This is a genomic window from Pseudanabaena sp. PCC 6802, assembly GCF_000332175.1.
Taxonomy (GTDB): domain Bacteria; phylum Cyanobacteriota; class Cyanobacteriia; order Pseudanabaenales; family Pseudanabaenaceae; genus PCC-6802.
The window spans coordinates 156345-175150 of the sequence record NZ_KB235914.1 but is presented as its reverse complement, the minus strand read 5'-3'; the positions used below and the strand labels follow the sequence as shown (position 1 = coordinate 175150).

The 18806-nt window shown below is 44.2% G+C and carries 12 protein-coding genes and 1 tRNA gene; 12 read left to right on the top strand and 1 reads right to left on the bottom strand.

Translation table 11 applies throughout. The features are described 5' to 3' along the window. Positions 1–63 precede the first annotated feature (63 nt). The 4 genes from PSE6802_RS0106045 to PSE6802_RS0106020 all read left to right on the top strand — a co-directional run bounded on the left by PSE6802_RS0106045 (position 64) and on the right by PSE6802_RS0106020 (position 9516). Positions 64–136: transfer RNA gene (locus tag PSE6802_RS0106045), tRNA-Ala, on the top strand. A 775-nt stretch (positions 137–911) separates the two neighbouring features. Continuing rightward, positions 912–2543 carry a lipase/acyltransferase domain-containing protein gene (locus PSE6802_RS0106030; protein ID WP_019499149.1) on the top strand — a complete coding sequence of 544 codons (1632 nt, stop codon included), beginning with the start codon at positions 912–914 and terminating at the stop codon, positions 2541–2543. A 6-nt stretch (positions 2544–2549) separates the two neighbouring features. Further along, a complete protein-coding gene (locus PSE6802_RS0106025) occupies positions 2550–4586 on the top strand; it encodes a caspase family protein (protein ID WP_019499148.1) in 2037 nt (678 codons plus the stop codon). Between the two features lie 100 nt (positions 4587–4686). Then, positions 4687–9516: an nSTAND1 domain-containing NTPase gene (locus PSE6802_RS0106020; RefSeq protein ID WP_019499147.1), complete on the top strand. Its 4830-nt coding sequence runs from the start codon at positions 4687–4689 to the stop codon at positions 9514–9516. Between the two features lie 372 nt (positions 9517–9888). Here PSE6802_RS0106020 and PSE6802_RS0106015 read toward each other — a convergent pair whose 3' ends face one another. Then, a complete protein-coding gene (locus PSE6802_RS0106015; RefSeq protein WP_026103096.1) occupies positions 9889–10644 on the bottom strand; it encodes an SIMPL domain-containing protein in 756 nt (251 codons plus the stop codon). 340 nt (positions 10645–10984) lie between these two features. Here PSE6802_RS0106015 and PSE6802_RS0106010 point away from each other — a divergent pair, with 340 nt between their 5' ends. The 8 genes from PSE6802_RS0106010 to PSE6802_RS0105975 all read left to right on the top strand — a co-directional run bounded on the left by PSE6802_RS0106010 (position 10985) and on the right by PSE6802_RS0105975 (position 18805). Beyond that, positions 10985–11488: a GNAT family N-acetyltransferase gene (locus PSE6802_RS0106010; protein ID WP_019499145.1), complete on the top strand. Its 504-nt coding sequence runs from the start codon at positions 10985–10987 to the stop codon at positions 11486–11488. A 108-nt stretch (positions 11489–11596) separates the two neighbouring features. Then, positions 11597–11851, top strand: a complete 255-nt coding sequence (gene rpmE, locus PSE6802_RS0106005; protein WP_019499144.1) for a 50S ribosomal protein L31 — start codon at positions 11597–11599, stop codon at positions 11849–11851. A 58-nt stretch (positions 11852–11909) separates the two neighbouring features. Continuing rightward, the gene (gene prfA / locus PSE6802_RS0106000) at positions 11910–13010 is read left to right on the top strand and encodes a peptide chain release factor 1 (protein WP_019499143.1); all 1101 of its coding nucleotides are present in this window, start codon (positions 11910–11912) and stop codon (positions 13008–13010) included. Between the two features lie 293 nt (positions 13011–13303). After that, positions 13304–15610: a nitric-oxide reductase large subunit gene (locus tag PSE6802_RS0105995; RefSeq protein WP_019499142.1), complete on the top strand. Its 2307-nt coding sequence runs from the start codon at positions 13304–13306 to the stop codon at positions 15608–15610. A gap of 87 nt (positions 15611–15697) precedes the next feature. Further along, positions 15698–16072 (top strand): group I truncated hemoglobin, encoded by a 375-nt coding sequence (locus PSE6802_RS0105990; RefSeq protein ID WP_019499141.1) that lies wholly within the window; start codon positions 15698–15700, stop codon positions 16070–16072. 132 nt (positions 16073–16204) lie between these two features. Continuing rightward, the gene (gene ric / locus PSE6802_RS0105985; protein WP_019499140.1) at positions 16205–16933 is read left to right on the top strand and encodes an iron-sulfur cluster repair di-iron protein; all 729 of its coding nucleotides are present in this window, start codon (positions 16205–16207) and stop codon (positions 16931–16933) included. 123 nt (positions 16934–17056) lie between these two features. Next, a complete protein-coding gene (locus tag PSE6802_RS0105980; protein ID WP_019499139.1) occupies positions 17057–18250 on the top strand; it encodes an NAD(P)/FAD-dependent oxidoreductase in 1194 nt (397 codons plus the stop codon). Between the two features lie 108 nt (positions 18251–18358). Then, on the top strand, positions 18359–18805 hold the full coding sequence (locus PSE6802_RS0105975; RefSeq protein WP_019499138.1) for a CopD family protein: 447 nt from the start codon (positions 18359–18361) through the stop codon (positions 18803–18805). The last annotated feature ends 1 nt before the right edge of the window (position 18806 follow it).

Genomic DNA, 18806 nt, shown 5'->3' with positions numbered 1-18806 from the left:
GCGGGCATTAAAACATATTGACACTGCTTCCCATTGCCGCGTAATGTGGTGAAGCACCCACTTGGGGGATTAGCTCAGTTGGTAGAGCGCTGCGATCGCACCGCAGAGGCCAGGGATTCGAGTTCCCTATCCTCCATATCCCAAAACCTGCTCTCAGTTATGCTTGTATCGCTTATTGATACCAACCATTGGTGTCGCCTTTGTCAATAAGGGTGTCACGTTTTGCTATGTTTTTGGATAAGTACAGGACAATAAAGTTACAAAGTATGAAGGAAGGGAGTTTCATGAAAATAAGCACATAACGCAGAAACCCCATGAAAGCAATTATCCTACTCAGAGAATCGTTACGGATGGTATAGAGCCAGATTAGCATTTGTGGCAACATTATCTAATTTCCTTATTTGGAGTCAGAACAGTCAACCTGAGCGAAATAGCGGTATGATTCATAGGCAAAGCAGCAACGGAATCATACTACAAACAATTACAGAGATTTTCCGCGAGTTTGAGGTAGACTACAGCGAGATTGCTGCAACGGTTGTGAGATTGATGAAGATCCCCGAACCGTGGGTACTTAGGCAGCAACCAATGTAAAGTTATTTAGACATTCTAGTGATTTATACAGTTCTTATCGTAAACTACTATCATAAAATATAGTTTCGATAAGGTTTACATGGGGAAGAAACAGATATTTTTTGCAGAATAATTAGAAGTCTCAAAAGCAGTATTGAAGGGTGGATATCTTGCCTCTAAATAGGTGTCTAGGTTTTCATAACTAGAAGTAGTTTGGAACGAATAAGGGGGTGTGTCTATACTCACACGAAATGTATCAAATCTTACTGGCATCTAGTTGCGTTTTGTCCGAGATTTGTTTGGAAATCTATGAGGACATGTAGGGTGTTGCTGTTTAATACATGCTGCCAATTCTTCTCTGCGATAAGAAAGAAGTTATTGGTGATGGTCGGATTTTTGAATTTGAAGACTTTTTTCTCAATATCCTTACCTTTGTTGGAGATGTTTCAGTTATGGCAGTTAAAACCCCACTTAAGGACATAATCGTCATTCTTCCTGGCATCATGGGTAGTGTTTTGCAAAAAGATGGTACAGACCTTTGGAATGTATCTGGCCAAGTAATGTGGCAGATCGTAAAAAGTTTAGGTAACAGGCTAAAGGACTTGAAACTAGAGGGAGATGACCCCAATGGCGGAGATATAGGAGATGGGATTAAACCAACTCGTTTGATTTCAGATACTTACATGATTCCTGGATTTGGAGGATTTTGGAAGATTGTTGATGGTTACAATAGGACTTCCGATCAAATTACCAAGAACTTCGAGGTAATTGAGGGGAATATCTACGACGATCTGGAGGATAAAGCAGCTAATTTTTATCATTTCCCCTACGACTGGCGACGGGATAATCGTGCTAATGCACATATCCTGAAAAGCCTATTAGATAAAAGATTAAAACGATGGCGTGAGTATAGTGGCCATAATGATGCCAAGGTAATTCTTTTGGCGCACAGTATGGGAGGTTTAATCTCTCGTTATTACCTAGAGGTATTGGGGGGATGGCAGGAATGCAAAGCGTTATTTACCTTCGGGACTCCTTATCGCGGCTCGTTAAATGCGGTTAATATCCTTGCCAATGGATTTAAAAAAGGTGGCATCGATCTAATTAATGTGATGAAGCTGAAGGAAGTTATTCCTTCGCTGACTTCTATTTATCAGTTGCTTCCCAGATATAAAGCCCTTAAAATTGGCAATGACTTTTATCGCATCGGTGAATCTCCAAATGACCTTCCTAATATCGATCGCACAAAAGCAGCAGATGCTCTAAAGTTTTATGACGAGATTGACAATGCTGCGGACGCTAATAAAGAGAATTTAACATATCGCAACTCATTTGTTACTTGTCCGATCGTTGGGGTACAGCAACCAACTCTACAATCGGCTGAATTGGTAGACGGAGTAATTACTGTCAGTGAAGTTTTACCCTCTTGGTTGAGCGATCGCTCCCATCTCAGTGATGGGGATGGCACGGTTCCCCAAGTTTCGGCTACCCCCGTTCAGATGAGAGATCTGGAGGCTCTTGCCATTGTTGATTATATTGCCGAGAGTCACGGAGCTTTGCAAAACCAACCAAACGTTTTACTGAATTTGCTCAAAGGCATTCAAACAGCGCAAACGGCTTCTCTGGATGATGTTCGAGGCTCTCTTGAAATCGTGACAAGAGGAGGAATCCGTGGGCTGAAAGGCATTGGTTTATCGCTTGACGATCTATACCTGGTGAATGAGCCCATTACCATGCGGGCAAAAGTGGCGGAAAGTACTGCATTTAACTCCATCACGGCTGAGATTACCTGTGTTTCTCATGAACGCCCTACGAACGTTCGGAACTTTACTGCCGAAAATGGAAATTTGGTAATGACAGCAGATAACTTGGAGGCAGGAATATATCAGGTGAAGGTGCAAACCGATAATAACAGCGAAGATGCCCCTAGCCCCGTCCACAATCTTTTTGAAGTTGCAGACTTAGGAGAGTAGACAATTATGTCTGACTTCTACGCTTTACTAATCGGCATCAATTATTACGAACCCAACCCCTACTACAAAAGCCTACAAGGAGCTGTGCGAGATATTGATAAAGTAGCACATTATCTTGAAACATCTCTGCAAATTCCTTCTAAACAGATTACTCGGTTGACCTCGCCTTTGCCGAATACCAATTCTTTGGCGGATGTCAGGGCGGAACGTAAGGAAATGCCCCCAACCTATCAAAATATTGTTAATGCTTTTAACAGCATCACTGAAACGGCAAAAGAAAAGGATCTTGTCTATATTCATTATTCAGGGCATGGTGGACGGGTAAAAACAATTTTCCCTGACTTGAAGGGCGAGGGACAGTTTGATGAAGGCTTAGTGCCGATGGATGTGGGTAATGATGGTTATTATCTGCGGGATGTGGAAATGACTACACTCCTGAAACGAATGACCGATAAAGGGTTAATCGTGACAGTTATCTTTGATAGCTGTCATTCGGGGGGAGCTACACGAGGCGACGCTCAGATTCGGGGAAATGAAGATGGAAAGATAGATATAGACACTAGGCCACAAGATAGTTTAGTTGCTGAACGAAGTATATTAGTGCAAAATTGGCTGACTCTGACCCAAAACAACAAAAACGAAGGATGGTTGCCGAACCAGAGAAACTATGTTTTCTTGGGAGCTTGCCGCCCGTCTGAGTATGCCTATGAATCGGCATTTGATGGAAGAGATCGCAATGGGGCATTGACTTACTGGACAATCGATACGCTTAACGCTGTACCTACTGGGTTAACCTATCAAGCTCTGTACGATCGCGTGAAAGGTCAGATCCAAAGCAAATTCCCCAATCAATTACCCATGCTGTTAGGGGAAGGAGATCGCCAGGTATTTGGTAGCGAAATCAAAGCAGTGCAATATGCTCTGACTGTTATTGAAACTGCTCCAGGAAAAGTAACACTAGATGGGGGATTAGCGCAAGGATTGAGCCGAGGAACGCGATTTGCCCTTTATTCTGTGGGGAGTGACTTGACCGATAGGCAGAAACGCCTTGCTATAGTTGAGATTACCGATTTGCAAGCTTCTACAGCTACTGCAACAATCTTATCGGTTGAAGAAAGCGGGATTTCAGCAGCAATCGAGAAGATTGAGCCGGGATTACCTGCGGTGATAGAATCTGCCCCAGTCGATCTCAAACATCGAGTCCGTTTGCATCTTAAAGAAGTGGGAAACAAGGAATATCAATTGCCACAGAAGTTAGCTGACAAACAGGCAGTAGCCTTAGATAAAGTGCGGGAGGCGATACAGGGTAACGGTTGGGTGACAGAAGTACAAGGTAATGAAGAGGGACATTACCAAGTTAGTGTTGGGAGAGCGGGAGAGTACGAAATTTCTCGCTTGACTCCTATCACAAATTTAACTCCTGCGTTAAGCATTGACGATCCTGACGCCCCTGCCAAGGTAGTTAAACGCTTAGTACATTTAGCGAAATATCAATCTGTTGAAGCTCTCGATAATCCCGAGTCAAAGATACCAGTTGAGTTTGAATTACTTGATGAAAAGAAGCAATCATTTCCCGATCCTAAAAACATTAAATTAAGGTCAGGTGATATTTGGCTTCGTATTAAGAATATAGGTAATCAGCCTCTCAATATTGCCATTCTGGATCTAGAGACTACTTGGGCAATTAGCCAGTTTGATATTCAAGGCCTACATGTAAATTATTACGCGCTCGATGGAGGACAAATTTTAGAAGAACTCGCACAATTTGATAGTCCTCAAGGCAAATATTATCAAGATAAAACAGAAAAAATCAAGCTATTTGCCACAAAAGGTATAGCTAATTTTAACTGGTTAACATTACCTTCCTTGGATGAGGAACTCCCTACAAAATCCATAACTAAAGGAGATACAACAGCGACACTCAATCAGTTGATTGAGCAAATTGGAGATATTGACCCGCCCAAGACAAGTCGTTCTGTAACGCGCAAGCTGACTCCTAATGCGGATTGGATGACTAAAACCATTGAATTTAGTTTCCAATAACCATTAATTTTAGGGATTGTTCTGTAATTTGATAATTTTCCTATCTCAAAGTAACTAACTTTCTGGAAATCAAAAATCAGGAAAATAAAGGAGAATTATGATGGATGCGAGTAAATTTTACAATTTAGCGATAGTTATTGGCATTGATAATTATGAAAACCAACAAAAATTTCATCCACTCAAAAATGCCAGTAGAGATGCAGTAAAGATCGCTGAGATCTTAGAAAAGAGTTACCAATACAAAGTTATCAGGCTGATTGACGGTGATGGGCACGCCGAAAACAAACGACCTACGCTAGATAATATCAAAGCCACTTTAGAAAATTTGCCTAACCATCTCTCACTTGAGATGCCTAATTGCCTCCTCTTCTACTTTGCTGGGCATGGACTATCTTTTAGCAAAGATGTCAAGGGGCCTAAAGGATTTTTAATTCCTATAGATGCGAAAATTGATGATGAAACTAGCTATCTGGCGATGGAAAAACTAAAACAAGAACTAGAAAATGCGGAAAAGAGTCTAGAAAAACAACAGTCTCGGATCCACGATCTACTAATTATTCTAGATTGCTGTCATGCTGGGGCTTTTCGTTGGGAAACTAGAAAAGTTACAAGGAAATCTCTTCCAATTACCCAAGAGGGTTATCAGCATTTTGTCCAGTACCCATCGTGGGAGATTATGACTGCTGTGGCACACGATGAAGAAGCATCCGATGGAACATTAGAACACTCACCTTTTGCTAAAGCACTCCTCGATGGCTTAAATCCCGAGCATCCAAAGGCTGACTATACAGGAGATAAAATCATTACATCTGACGAACTTTGTTTATATGTCAGCAATGAATTAAACAAGTCAAATCAACATCCAGATTTATTTCCGTTTGACAAAAAATATGATAAAGGGAAATTCATATTTGTTACTCAAGATTTTAGTAAGAATAAACTAAAAAATGCGCCAAAACTAGACCCAGAAAATAATCCTTATCGGGGTTTAGAACCCTATGAGGAAAGACATGCTAACTGTTTCTTTGGCAGAGAGTCTCTAACTCAAAAGCTACTAGAACGCCTTAATCCTAAGCAACCCCAAGAGGCAACTAACCTTACACTTGTTGTTGGTTCTGCAGGCTCTGGTAAATCTAGTTTAGTGAAGGCTGGGTTATTGCCGAAACTTCGTGACGATAAAGCATGGTATATTCTTCACCCTATCAGTCCCGGTAGCGATCCTTTTGCTTCCTTAGCGAGGGCTTTTTTACCTGCTACTAATCCAACATTGATAACGGATGTTAGAGCATTAACTGACTTAGATAAACTTCTTAAGTCTAATCCTGAAAATGTCAAACCACTGCTTATTGATACTTGGAATAATAATGGCAAGTCCGTGCCAGAGTCTCAGTTATTATTAATCTTAGACTATTATGAGCAGCTAGAAAGTTTATTAGCTAATTACCCAGAAGAGCAAGAGAAGTTATCAAAGCTTTATGATAGGGCGAAAAAAAATTTAGATGAAATAAGCAGTAATTTATCGAAAAGCAAGGAGTTTTTATCAAAAGGAATTCAAAGCTGGACTCAACGCACTGGAGGAGAAAAAAAGCTTCTATTAATTATCGATCAAATGGAGGAAATATACACTAGAAACCAAGGAAATTCAGAAGCAAGAGATATATACTTAAATTCATTGGAAATTGCCCTGAAAAATTCTCATTCTTTCCATCTTCTCGTTACCCTTCGATCTGACTTTGAAGTGTATTTTCGTAATTTTAAATATTGGAGGAGCAATGTAATATTTGACATTAGTCCCATGTCTAAAGAAGAATTAAGAGAAGCAATTGAAGAATCAGCTAGGGAAAAGGAAATTTACTTTGAATCTCCCAGTTTAATCGATCTAATTATTGATGATGCTAGAGATCATCTTTCTTTACTTTCTTTTACTCTAAGTGAACTTTATCTTAAACTCTATCAACGCTGGCAAAAAGGTGATGGCAATCGAGAGTTGCTAAAAGAAGATTATCAAGCAATAGGTGGGGTTTCTGGGGCCTTAGCTGCAAAAGCTGATAAGGTTTGTCAAAGCTTTGACGAGCCTCTCAAGCAGGCTCTTAAATGGGTTTTATTGCGTATGGTTTCCTTAGAACAGCTAACAAGGAAAAGAGTTTATGCGGATGAATTAGATTATTCTAGCGATCGAGAAAATAAGCAAAAAGATGATGTGCTTGAGGAATTAATAGAAGCTAATCTTCTTCTTGAAGGACAAAAGGAAGATCGAGTCTTTTATGAAATCGCTCATGACTCTTTAATCCGTGAATGGCAGACATTTCGAGACTGGATTAAAAAAGATCGAGATGCTATTTCCTTACAAGGACAATTAGCAGAGGCAGCTAATACATGGAAGAATGGTGAAGGAGCACTTTGGGCAGAAGATACACGTTTAGATCGGGCAAATAAACTTAGAAAAGAGCAGCCGTATTGGCTGAATAAAGTAGAATCTAAATTTATCCAGGAAAGTATCAAAGAAAGAATTTTCGGAAGAATAAAGTTGTGGGGAGCCGGATGTTTATTCATATTTATACTCTTGGTAACAGGTTGGTGGGCATTTGTAAAAACTTCAGAAAGTGAAATTTCCGCAAAAATAACCTTAGCAGAATCACAGCTACTTTCAGGAAAAAAATGGGAAGCTTTGAAAACCAGCGTTAATGCTAGTTTGTCTTTAAAAAATAACAAACTAATATTCAACAACGATCTTAAAAATCGAGTAGCTGGAATATTGCAAAAATCTCTCTACCAAGTTCAGGAAAAAAATGTTTTTCAGGCTCATCAATTTAATGTGTTTACCATCATCTTTTTGCCAGACTCAGAAGACAAGCTAATTACAACGGGTTATGACGGCAAGGTTAAACTTTGGTCGTTAAATGGTTGGGGATTAAATGAACTATTTAGCTTGGATTTAGAGAAAACCCACGATGCAAATCAATTAATTTCATCTGCCTACGATCCAAAAAAGCATTATTTAGTAACAGGAGATGCTACTGGCAACTTATTTATTCTTGAGTTAACAGATAAAAATAGCAAATTAGAGTATCGTCGAAAAATACCACAAGATCAAGAAAAACCTATTAAGGATATTTCCTTTAACTCCGATCGCACTTTGTTTGCAACTGCTGGGGATGACGGATCCATTAGAGTATGGAATTTAAAGGGCGAACTAGTTCATGAAGCTCCTAAAGCTCATGGAATCAATAAAGAAAAAACAGAAAATAATAAAGAAGAAACGGCAAATAAGATTCGTGGAGTTTTTATTAATGATGGGAATAAAGATTTTCTGGTTTCTGTAGGCGAAGATAAATATCTACGATTATGGGCTCTTATACAAGAGAAAAAACTTGTTGAGCATGTATCCTGTGAACTACCAAAAGAACTAAAAAATAGCGTGGTTAAGGTTAGTCATGATGGCAAACAAATAGCAATTACTTTAGCAAATAATTTAATCGTCATCGATCTTAAAACACTACAAAGATGTCCTAATTTCTCCAAGTTGCCCGTATTAGAGCATAGAAATGTAAACAACATTCAATTTAGTCCCAATGATAATTTTATGATTACAATGGGAAATAATCAACTTTTTGTATGGGAAAAGAATCGAGAAAAATGGGAGAACAAAAGAAAATTTAATAGCCTTCAAGAATTTGGAATTCATGGTGCTGACTTCAGCCGTAATGCTAGAAAAATAGCTTCTGTCTCTGGTGATGGTACTATTCGCCTATGGAGTTTAGAAGATTTACCTAGATATGAAGAAGTATTGAGTAAAGATAATGCTGACATTAAAAACCAGCTTGGCAAATATAATAAGAAACTCAAAGCTCAAAACAAAGATCCTTTAGATAAGTTACCTGAGACTTTATTCAGAGATACTAGCTTTTCTCAAACTAACAACGGTCAACTTCTTTTTGGAACTACTGGTGGATTTGGCATCATCAAACTGTTTCAAATAGCAAATAATCAAATAAAGCCAATTACTGTTGGTTCTTCAAAAACCGATGAAACAATTTACAGCCTCAGTTTTAGTCCCGATGGCAAACAGCTAGCTACTGCAGTGGGAGAAGATGCCAGGGTTTTGCTTTGGGATTTACAAGCTATGCAACGCAATGAACCTATTCCCTATAAGGAACTTATCAAACCTTTAGAACCACTACAGAAAAACAAAAATAAAGATAGAGATTCAGATCGAGAGTTTCGTTCAGTCGCCTTTAATAGAGATGGAAGTTCTTTAGCTGCGGCTCAAAGGGATGGTACAGTCTATGTATGGCACCGCCATCCGTCAGGTGAATTGGATTTAGATAATGTTCGTTCTTTTCAAGTGCCAGGGGGTAAGTTATGGCGATTGAAGTTTAGTCCTACTAATTCCAATCATTTAGTAATCACACAGGAAAATAAAACAGTAACGCTATGGGATGTGACAGCTATTCGTCAACCTATAGCTGAATGTAAGGGACATCAAATGTATGTCGAAGGTGCGGATTTTAACCCCGCAGGGAATCGACTGGTGACTTCTGACGCTGGGGGGAATGTAATTATCTGGGAAATCTTGAAAAATCCCGATTTCACCCCGTATCCCTATCAATGTCAATCTCTCCCTGGTTTCCCTATTATAGGTAAGAACGGTGATTCCTACGACGTTCATTTTAGTCCAGATGGTGAAAAAATTGCAGTTGCTGATAGCGATGGGAAAGTGCGCTTTTGGGACTTACAAGGTAAGCGTTTAGAAGAGTTTAAAGTAGGTGATGAACCTGTAATTAGTATCAGTTTTACTCCCGATGGCAAATATTTATTCACTGCTTCTGCTGATGGAATTTTTCGCTGGCGTTTGTACTCCTTTGCCGAATTACTAGAACAAGCCTGCGAGTACTTACAAAACAGCAGGCTTGAGGGCTGCAAGCAATGAAACTCTTGCGAAGGTATTGCGCTCATCATAGGAATGGTGGCTCCAAGATGCCACATTGGAGATGCTTCTATAGCGTTTTTCAATTGAGAACAGGTTTTATTGACGGGGTGAAGGGGTGGAACCCCTTCTTGGGGGCAACGCCCCCAAACCCCCTTCTCGTTTTCATCTGAAAACTGCTATACCTATTTCCCCACGCGACAAGTAGAAAACGTCACCCCATACCACAGATATCCTAACTCAACCATGAAAGGCTTACTTATGCATAAAATTATTTCATCTTACTGCTCACCTGCTGAATGTGGGTTTTAACGCAATTGAGCTATACGATCGCACCGCAGAGGTCAGGGATTCGAGTTCCCTATCCTCGTATTACTACTGTTCCATTGCAAAAGTAATCGAGACAACAGCAGTGATATCTTTCTCTAGAGAAGAAGTATTATAGCTGCCAGAATTGCTCACTTCGGTTGAATTACGGGATGTAATTTGAAATACATCGGTCTCTGCACTGCGCACGACTCCAATCCGTCCACCAGTCTGGCGCGTAATAGCTTCAGCCCGAGCTTTTGCATCTTTAGCTGCTTCTGCAATCATCTCAACCCGCAGTTGACTGAGTTGGGTATAGAGATATTCGGGTGCTTCCGATGTAAATGGAATGCCTTCATTTATCAGTTCAGTACTGGAGCGAGAGATAGCTCCAATCCCATCTACATCGTTAGAACGGATTTCGAAACGTTGGGTCAGCCGATACGCTAGAGTCCTACCAGTTTGCACGCCATTGGCGTTGACTTCTGGTACGGGTTGCGTATCAATTGCGTTCAGTGTAATTGCATCTGCTGGCACGTTCTTGGATTTTAAGTAGGCCTGTACCCGTTCGGTGTGGCGTTTAATTTCTTGGTATGCCTGCTGTAGGGTGTTTTGCTGGCTGGTTACAGAACTGCGCCAGATAATGTAGTCCGAACGGATTGGCCTCTTGGCAGAGCCAATCACCGTCAGAGCATCTTTGCCGCGACTGAGCGTACGAATCGCGGAGCTACCAAGATAAGCCCCCACAACTAAAGCTAGCGACAACGAAAGTAGCCCCCCAAACAACTGCGGGAAGCGTTCAACTATAGGATTAGGTCTAGACACTGGGGTTTCCACTGGGTTCCTTAAGGATGGGAAAAGTTGATGATTTAGATCGTAGTTCAGATCCCAATACTTCTAAAGCGATCGCGATCGCATGCATACAGTGACGGCGATCGCTGCGCGATCGTAGGCCACGCCCACAGCCCCGATCTAGCCCTACAATTATTAATTAGTTGATTGCTATAGCGATCGCAAATGGTTTGTGAAAAAGGAGTTGTGGGGTTGCGCCCCACGCGGGGATTCTAGCCCTGCGCCCCATTCATAAATGATTTAGCATCGCTATATTAATTAAATTTAGTCGATCGCACCTTTAAAATTAAAATAATTACAATTACAGATCTCCATGGGTTTCTGGAAAAGCTTATTTAGTGTCACGGATTCCGTTGAAACTGCTCAAAAGACGAGACTGCGTCAAGTTAAAACACCTACTAGTCAAATATTTTTCAGCACGGATCGCAATATCGATCTCTATGAACTTGAAGAATTATGTGACTCTGTAGGTTGGGCGCGTCGCCCTATTCGTAAAGTCCGTAAGGCGATCGAGCACAGTTTTGTAGTTATTACTATTCGGGAACAACGGGGGAGTTTTAATCGCTTGATCGGTTTTGCCCGTGCCACCTCCGATCGTGCCTTTAATGCCACGATCTGGGATGTGGTCGTGCATCCTGAATTTCAAGGTAGGGGACTTGGCAAAGCTTTGATGCAGGAAGTAGTAAAAGAGCTGAGGCGAGCTGACATCAGCAATATCAGCTTATTTGCCGATGCCCACGTGGTAGATTTCTACCGCCAACTTGGGTTTAATGCCGATCCTGAAGGTATTAAGGGCATGTTTTGGTATCCACCTTAGCGCTCTAGCAGCACTAGCATTTAATTAGCGCGAAAACCGTGCGCCTGTGCTAGGCTAGAAAAGCTGAAATTATAATTTTTATCTTTGTTATCTCGGACGCTGAAGAATATGCCCAAGCCTAACATTCACCCTAAATGGTATCCTGAAGCCAAAGTTATATGCAACGGTGAAGTAGTTGCGACTGTTGGCTCTACCCAGCCAGAACTGCATGTAGATGTGTGGTCGGGCAATCATCCCTTCTACACTGGTACGCAAAAGATTATCGATACCGAAGGACGCGTAGAACGTTTCCTGCGCAAGTATGGCATGTTGGAAGAGTCTGGGGATAAAGGCGGCGCTAAGGGTAATAAAACTAAAAAGTAGCACTGTATAGGTATATAAAGATCTCTAATCTCACCCTGACTCAAGCTCATCAACTTGTATGCCTGCCCAGTACTTACTTAACAAGCTCGACTCCGTAGAGCAAACCTTTAACGAACTAACCCGCCGCATGGCTGACCCTGACGTGGCAACCGATCCAACTGAGTTTCAGCGGATTGCTAAGGCCAGGTCGTCGTTAGAGGAAACGGTACATACCTACGAAGCTTGGCGTAAGGCACAGACGGATGCTCAGGAAGCACAGCAAATCCTGAAGGAATCTGGTGACGATCCCGAACTAAAGGAAATGGCGGAACTAGAGGTGCAGGAGCTAAACGAGAAGCTGGAGCATCTAGAAGAGCGCATGAAAATTTTGTTGCTGCCTCAAGATCCCAACGATGATAAGAACATCATGCTGGAAATCAGAGCAGGTACTGGTGGCGAAGAGGCTAGTATTTGGGCAGCCGATCTGGTGCGCTTATACACGCGCTATGCGGAACGGCAAGGTTGGCGCATTAAACTCGTGAGCGAGTCGCTTGCCGATCTGGGTGGATTTAAAGAAGCCGTCTTAGAAATTCAAGGCGATCGCGTCTATAGCAAACTCAAATTCGAGTCAGGCGTGCATCGCGTCCAGCGCGTACCGGCTACGGAAGCTTCGGGGCGCGTACACACCTCTACCGCCACAGTGGCAGTGATGCCCGAAGTCGATGCCGTCGAGGTGAATATCGATCCTAAGGATATTGAGATGTCCACGGCTAGATCCGGCGGCGCAGGCGGACAAAACGTCAACAAGGTGGAAACGGCGGTAGACTTGTTGCACAAACCGACGGGCATTCGGGTATTCTGCACTGAGGAGCGATCGCAACTCAAAAACAAAGAACGCGCCATGCAAATTCTGCGGGCCAAACTCTACGAGATAAAGTTACGCGAACAGCAGGATGCAGTGACTAGTATGCGGCGATCGCAGGTCGGCACGGGTTCGCGCTCCGAAAAAATCCGCACCTACAACTACAAAGACAGCCGCCTCACCGATCACCGCTTAGGTGTAAACTTTGCTCTGCCTCCAGTACTCGACGGCGATATTGAGGATGTCATTCAAAGCTGTATTTCCCAGGATCAACAGGAGATGCTACGCGAACTAGCAACATCCGAAGCAGAATCATAACTAAAGTAACCCGTACTTTACTTCGTCTAAGCCAAGCTTGAATTCGGCAACATTTCCCTGTAACCATCCTGACCGCTTTTGCGTAATGGATAGCAGGATCTAGGAGAAGGGATCAGGCGGTGAGGGCGGATAAGTCATGGAACTGACGTTAATTTCCAAACCGATCGGCTCGTTCCAAAATTCACAATCTTTCAAGGTTTGTTTTGACTTAAGTCAAATACCGTTTGATGTTTGCTTATCTATCCTGTAAACGCTGTCATTAGCAGGCAATTTGCAAATTTACAAATGCGATTATGGCAAATCCAACCTTTAATCTAGGCGATCTAGCGGTGGCAGGGCGCGATCGCCTCAAGCCATTCAGGCTTCCGGTCTGGCTGGTGACGATCTGCATCGTTACTTTCACCGTTTTGATCTCAGCAGGCGCGGCAATTTACAAAAACGCGCCACCGATTCCGGCAACTGTGGTGTCGCCACAACAGGAAATTATTCTGACTCAAGCAGATATTCAATCCGGTCAGGAAACCTACCTGGCGCGTGGTGGTCAGCACATTGGCAGCATTTGGGGACATGGGAGCTATCTCGCCCCTGACTGGACGGCGGATGTGTTGCATCGTTGGGGATTGGCAACGGCGGGAGTTTTGTACGACGACAACCCCGACTTCAGTCAAGCCGATTTAGATGCCTTGTCAGCGGTCGATCGCGCTGCGCTACAGGCGAGAGTACAGCAGGAATTTAAAACCAATCGTTATGAATCGGAAACTGGAGCTTTAAGTCTGACAGCGGCTCAAACCAAGGGATTGGCAAAAGTCTTTCGAGACTATCAAACTCTGCTGTCTCAAGGATCGTCAGTGCATTCTATTCCCAGCGGTTGGTTTACCGATCCGACGCAAATCCGCAATGTAACAGCGTTTTTTAGCTGGACGGCCTGGACGGCATCGGCCAATCGTCCTGGGTCACCGCTGTCTTACACCGCCAACTGGCCGCACGACGATCTTATCGGCAACCAGGCTCCAGGCCAGTTTGTGATCTGGTCGATCTTATCGGTAATTGTTTTGATCGCAGCGATCGCCGCCTTCTTGTTCGTTTACCTGACCCAAGAGGATGCCGAAGAAATTCAGGCGGTCGCAGCTCGTCCGGCAATTCGCATCGCCACTCCCAGTCAAAAAGCCACTACCCTATTCTTTGGCGTGGCGATGGCGCTGTTTTTCGTGCAAATTGTGATGGGTATGGTAACAGCGCACTATGCGGTTGAGGGTGAGGGCTTTTACGGCATACCTATCCAGCAATACTTACCCTATGCGGCATCGCGCACCTGGCACTTGCAACTGGCGGTGTTTTGGATTGCCACCTGCTGGCTGGCGGCGGGACTTTATTTCGGTCCTCGGTTTGGCAAGCACGAACCTAAGTTCCAAGCTTGGGGCAATGGCGGCTTACTAGCAGCATTGACCGTCGTTGTCGTTGGTTCTCTGGTGGGTACCTGGGCTGGCATTCAAGGGTGGCTGGGAGAGAAAAGCTTCTGGTTCGGTCACCAGGGCTACGAATATGTGGAACTGGGTCGCCTCTGGCAACTGTTGCTGATTGGCGGTATGGTATTCTGGCTGTGGCTGATGTTCCGCGCCCTCAAACCTGCTTTGCAGGCGGAAGGCAGTAAAACCGGACTGAATCACTTTTTCCTCTATAGTGCAATTACCATCCCCCTGTTCTATGCCTCCGGCTTGATGTATACCAATCACACGCCCTTGAGCGTGGCGGAATACTGGCGCTGGTGGGTGGTGCATCTCTGGGTAGAGGGCTTCTTTGAGGTATTTGCTACCGTTGCGATCGCCTATCTGTGCAGCGAACTTGGTTTCCTCAAGCGTTCCTCAGCATTGCGGGCCACCTATCTCACAACCATTCTCTACCTGGGGAGCGGCGTGATTGGCACTCTGCACCATCTTTACTTCACTGGAACGCCCGTGTTTATCACGGCAATGGGTTCCGTCGCCTCGGCGCTGGAAGTAGTGCCCCTGACCCTGATTGGGTTTGAAGTGGTGAAGTCGCTGAAGTTGTCCCAAGAAGCTCAGGGATTTTATCGGATGCCGCTCAAGTTCTTTATTGCCACCTGTTTCTGGAATCTAGTGGGCGCTGGCGTGTTTGGATTTTTGATCAATCCACCCATCGTTCTCTATTACTCTCAGGGACTCAATACCACTCCCATTCACGCTCACGCGGCACTGTATGGCGTGTATGGTTCGCTGGCGATCGCTTTGATGCTATTTGCTCTGCGGGAAATCACCCCAGATCGCGCCTGGGATGAGAGGAATCTCAATTTCTCTTTCTGGTGGATTAACATCGGCTTAGTGGTAATGATGGCCTGCGGATTAATTCCCAATGGTTTCTATCAACTAGTGCAGTCGGTGAATCGCGGTACCTGGTACGCTCGCAGTGCTGAAGTAGTGAGTTCGCCGTGGATGCAGTGGACGGTGTGGTTGCGGATTCCAGGTGATATTATCTTTACCGTTGGAGCAGTGATGCTGGTGTACTGTGTAGGAAAAGCGGTGATTGCCATTTTCCAGCAACCGACGCAAGCACAGCCGACAGAAGAACCGATTGTGAAGTAACGTCTTGAAGTAACGTCTGTCCATTAATTGGAAAACCATTTATGCATGGTCTCCAAAGCATTATGTCTAACTTTGAGCAGGAGAATTATGACGACTTTGTTTGACAAACTGGGTGGTGTGGCGGCAGTTGACCTCGCCGTTGACAAGTTCTACGAGCGAGTCTTGCAGGATGATCGCATCAAGCACTTCTTTGCCAATGTCGATATGACTAAGCAACGACAACATCAGAAAGATTTTCTCACCTATGCCTTTGGCGGAACGGATAAGTACAACGGTCGCTATATGCGTGAAGCCCATGAAGCATTAGTAGAACAGCATGGTTTGAGTGGCGAACACTTTGATGCCGTTGCTGAAGATCTGATGGAAACCTTAAAAGAACTGGGGGTTTCTGAAGAACTCCGAGCAGAAGTCGCGGCGATTGCGGCAGCACCGGAACACCGGAAAGAGGTCTTGAACCAGTAAGACAGAGGAGAACATGCCTCAGAAAAATTTGAGTCTGGGGCATGTCCCAACCTCCCGACTGGTTGACAGTCCTAAGTGCCTATTCTCAACGGAACGCAATTCCCAAAAATTTGTAAGCCGGAGATCGAGACCATGACAACCTTTCAAATTGACGATACCGTCGGCGCGATCGTGCGCGATCGCCCCTCTCTTGCTCGCTTGTTCGAGCAGGCGAATGTAGACTACTGCTGCGGCGGCAAAAAGACTCTAGCAGAAGCCTGTTGCCAGCAAGGCATAGATCCTCAAGCGTTTTTGGCACAATTGGAAGACTATGCAGCCAGGGAATCTGTCTCGGAAGTAAGTTTAACAGCACTGTCTTTGAGCGAATTAGCAGATAACATCGAGCGGACTCACCATGCCTACCTACATGCAGAACTTCCCCGTTTAGAAAAAATGGTAACGAAGGTTGCTGCGGTGCATGGCGACAAAGAACCACGCCTTTCCCATGTCAAAGACATTTTTCTGTTCCTGTCGGCAGAACTGTCAACGCACCTGATGAAAGAGGAACAAATTTTATTCCCAACAATTCGGCTGCTGGATTCTAGCGATACCCTACCCGCGTTCCATTGCGGTAGTGTAGCGAATCCAATACGGCAGATGGAATTTGAACATGAAGAAACCGGAACTGCGCTAGCACAACTGCATCAACTCACCGATGACTTCACGCCGCCGGATTGGGCGTGCAATACCTATCGAGCTATGCTGGATGCTTTGCATACCTTCGAGCAGGATATGCACCAGCACATTCACAAAGAAAACAACGTGCTATTTCCCCGCGCGATCGCCCTAGAACAGGAAAAAGCAAGTCAGGTTTCCGTATAAATGATTTGCGATCTATTTGCGATCGCAATTTGACAGTGTTGCGGGAGTTTGCACTGATGTAGAAAGCGCTGGAAATGCTGGCATAATTTGACAGTTGTCGCAAAAAATAAAAATAACAAAAATATGACTGAAACCAACACCTACGATATTGTCATAGTTGGGGGTGGTGCGGCGGGCATCTCCGTTGCGGCGCGAATTAGAAACCGGAACGACAGTTTAGCGATCGCCATTATCGAACCATCGGACAAGCACTACTATCAACCCCTGTGGACTCTGGTTGGTGGCGGCGTTACTCGCTTCAGCGAAACTGAAAGAGACGAAGCATCCCAGATCCCCAAGGGGGTGAAGTGGATTAAAGATTTTGCTACCGGCTTCGATCCAGATGCTAACCAGGTGCTTACCCAGTCAACGGGAGCTGTTAAGTACAAGTACTTAGTTGTTTGTCCCGGTATTCAGATTGACTGGGGCAAAATCGAAGGTTTGCCAGAGTCGCTAGGCAAAAATGGGGTTTGCTCCAATTACTCGAAGGACACCGTCGAGCGTACCTGGGATTTTATCAAAGACTTTAAAGGGGGAACGGCGATTTTCACCTTTCCCAGTACGCCGATTAAATGCGCTGGCGCACCGCAAAAGATCATGTACTTAGCCGAAAATTTCTTTCGCAAGCAAGGGGTACGGGACAAAGCCCAGATCGTATTTGTCTCTGCGGTTGGCAAAATATTCAGCGTAGAGAAATATGCTAATGCCCTGAGCAAGATTATTGCAGAGCGCAACATCAAAACCATGTTCGGCTACAACCTGGAAAAGGTAGATGGTGAAAATAAGAAAGCCTGGTTTAGAAATCTCGCAACCAACGAGTTGCTGGCAATGGAGTTTGACTTGCTGCATGTCGGTCCGCCCATGAGCGCCCCCGACTTTATTAAGAATAGTCCCCTGGCCAATCAGGCTGGATGGGTTGATGTTGACAAATTCACAACCCAGCACGTGCGGTTTAAAAACGTTTTTAGCCTGGGGGATGCCAGTAGCTTGCCGACATCTAAGACTGCCGCCGCCGTTCGCAAACAGGCACCTGTTCTGGTCGATCGCCTCTTCGCAGAGATCGATCGGCAAACATCTCAAACGACATACAACGGCTACACCTGCTGCCCGTTGGTGACTGGCTATGGCAAAACGATCATGGCAGAGTTCGACTACGATCTCAAACCCACAGAGACTTTTCCCTTCGATCAAGGCAAAGAAAGACTTTCCATGTATTTGCTGAAAAAGTATGGATTTCCCATCCTGTACTGGAATGGAATGCTGAAAGGAACGTTCTGATCGACAAGAAGTCGTAATTCGCAAGGGTAAAACGGGTAATGGGATGGAGATCGCTCGGTTATACCAAATCCAAATCTATTGCCCGTATATAGATATAGCAAGATGCCAATGCTGTTTAAAATTCTGGTTATTCTGCATACTCTAGGAGCTACCGTCTGGACGGGCGGGCATTTAGTGCTTGCCATTACCGTCTTGCCCTCAGCTCTGAAAAGTCGCGATCCCGATCGCATTCACCAATTTGAAGAACATTTTGAGGGATTTGGACTAGCGTCTTTGTTGCTCCAGGTCATCACGGGGCTGTGGCTCACCTGGATATACTTTCCTGGCTTCCAAAGTTTACTATCGTTTGAGTCGTATCTATCAACCTATATCGGCATCAAGTTAGGCTTGCTAGTGGGAACGTTAGCGCTGGCAGTACACGCCCGCTTTTTCATCATTCCAAATCTAACCAAAGAAACCCTAGACTCCCTAGCATATCACATTGTGGGCGTGACATTGCTGGCGGTGTTGTTTGTAATCTTAGGAGCGGGAATTCGTCTCGGTGGATTAGGTTAGA